This is a genomic window from Mesorhizobium sp. M7A.F.Ca.US.005.03.2.1 (assembly GCF_003997795.1).
Lineage (GTDB): Bacteria > Pseudomonadota > Alphaproteobacteria > Rhizobiales > Rhizobiaceae > Mesorhizobium > Mesorhizobium ciceri.
Map to the genome: position 1 here is coordinate 1 of NZ_RZRP01000918.1, position 2,360 is coordinate 2,360.

Here is a 2,360-nt window from a genome sequence, read left to right on the forward strand (position 1 = left end):
AGCAAAAAGACGGCACGTTCGGACCTCGACGAAGCCGCCCTCTACTTCCACAAGCACCCAAGGCCGGGAAAGCTCGAGATACAGGCGACCAAGCCGCTCGGCAATCAGCGCGACCTCGCGCTCGCCTATTCCCCCGGCGTCGCCGCCCCCTGCCTGGAAATCCGCGACGATCCGGCGACCGCCGCCGACTACACCGCACGCGCCAATCTGGTCGGTGTCGTCACAAACGGATCGGCCGTGCTCGGCCTCGGCAATATCGGCCCGCTGGCCTCCAAACCGGTCATGGAAGGCAAGGCCGTCCTGTTCAAGAAGTTCGCCGGCATCGATGTCTTCGACATAGAGATCGACGCGCCCGCTATCGAGCGCATGGTCGAGACGATCTCGGCCCTCGAGCCGACTTTCGGCGGCATCAATCTCGAGGACATCAAGGCGCCGGAATGCTTCGAGGTCGAGGAACAGCTGAAGGCCCGCATGGGCATACCGGTGTTCCACGACGACCAGCACGGCACAGCCATCATCGTCGCTGCCGCCGTGCTCAACGGGCTGGAGTTCGCCGGCAAGACCATATCGGACATCAAGATCGTCACCTCCGGCGCCGGGGCTGCCGCCCTTGCCTGCCTCAACTTGCTGGTCTCGCTCGGCGCCAAGGTCGAAAACATCTGGGTCACCGACCGTTTCGGCGTCGCCTACAAGGGCCGCACCGATGAGATGGATCGCTGGAAAGACCCCTATGTGAAGGACACCGAGGCGCGCACGCTGGCCGACGTCATTTCGGGCGCCGACGTCTTCCTCGGCCTGTCGGCGGCAGGCGTACTGAAGCCGGAACTGCTCCAGCACATGGCGCCGAAGCCGCTGATCCTGGCGCTGGCCAACCCCAATCCGGAGATCATGCCGGAAATAGCGCGTGCAGCGCGTCCGGATGCGATGATCTGCACCGGCCGGTCCGATTTTCCCAATCAGGTCAATAACGTACTGTGTTTTCCTTACATTTTTCGCGGTGCGCTCGACTGCGGCGCCAGCGCCATCAATGAGGAGATGAAGATGGCGGCGGTGCGGGCAATCGCAGCGCTCGCACGCGAGGAACCTTCGGACGTCGCGGCCCGCGCCTATTCCGGCGAGACGCCGATCTTCGGCCCTGAATTCCTGATCCCTTCGCCCTTCGATCCGCGGCTGATCCTGCGCATAGCGCCCGCGGTCGCCAAGGCAGCCTGCGACACCGGCGTCGCGACGCGGCCGATCACCGACTTTGCTGCCTATATCGACAAGCTGAACCGCTTCGTCTTCCGCTCCGGCCTGGTGATGAAGCCGGTGTTCTCGTCCGCCAAGGCATCGAGCGCCAAGCGCGTCATCTATGCCGACGGCGAGGATGAGCGCGTGCTGCGGGCTGCCCAGGTGGTGCTCGAGGAAGGCATCGCCGAGCCGATCCTGATCGGCCGCCCGCACGTCATCGAAGTGCGCCTGAAGCGCTACGGCCTGCGCATCAAGCCCGGGGTCGATTTCGGCCTCATCAACCCGGAAGACGATCCGCGCTACCGCCACTATGTCGACCTTTTGATCGAACTCGCCGGCCGGCGTGGCGTGACGACGGAGGCCGCGCGCACCATGGTGCGCACCGACAACACGGTGATCGCAGCACTTGCGCTGAAACGCGGCGATGCCGACGCCATGGTCTGCGGCCTCGAAGGTCGGTTCGAGCGGCATCTGCGCAACGTCACCTTGATCATCGGCCCCCGCGCCGGCATCAAGGACCACGACCTGTCGACGCTTTCAATGCTGATCTCGCAGCGCGGCATCATCTTTCTGACCGACACCCACGTCTCCGTCGACCCGACGGCGGAAGAAATCGCCGAGATGACGGTGCTGGCGGCGGAAGAAATCCAGCGCTTCGGCATCGAGCCGAAGGCAGCACTCTTGTCGCATTCCGATTTCGGCTCGCGCGATTCGCCCAGCGCCCTGAAGATGCGGCAAGCAGCGGCGATCCTGGCGCGCATCGCGCCTGACCTTGAATGCGATGGCGAGATGCATGCGGACACTGCTCTGTCGGAGCACCTGCGCCAGCGCGTCTATCCCCATTCGAGACTGAAGGGCGAAGCCAATTTGCTGGTGTTCCCCAACCTCGATTCGGCCAACATCACGCTGACGGCGCTCAGAACCATGACGGATGCGCTGCATGTCGGGCCGATCCTGCTCGGCACCGACATGCCGGCGCATATATTGACGCCGTCTGTCACCTCGCGCGGCGTCGTCAACATGACGGCGCTTGCCGTGGTCGAAGCCGCCCACAAGGCACAAGCGGTCGTCAATCTGGGCTGAACACGGATTTCGCGGTAAACTGCAGTTAACCGCGAACACGGTAGCCT

Annotated in this window: 1 protein-coding gene; it reads left to right on the forward strand. The window is 64.0% G+C overall.

Going from position 1 to position 2,360, the window contains the following annotated elements; all coding sequences use genetic code 11:
• A partial coding sequence (locus tag EN991_RS32555) for an NADP-dependent malic enzyme (protein WP_164769539.1) occupies positions 1-2,313 on the forward strand: 2,313 nt, incomplete at its 5' end.
• Positions 2,314-2,360: the final 47 nt, after the last annotated feature.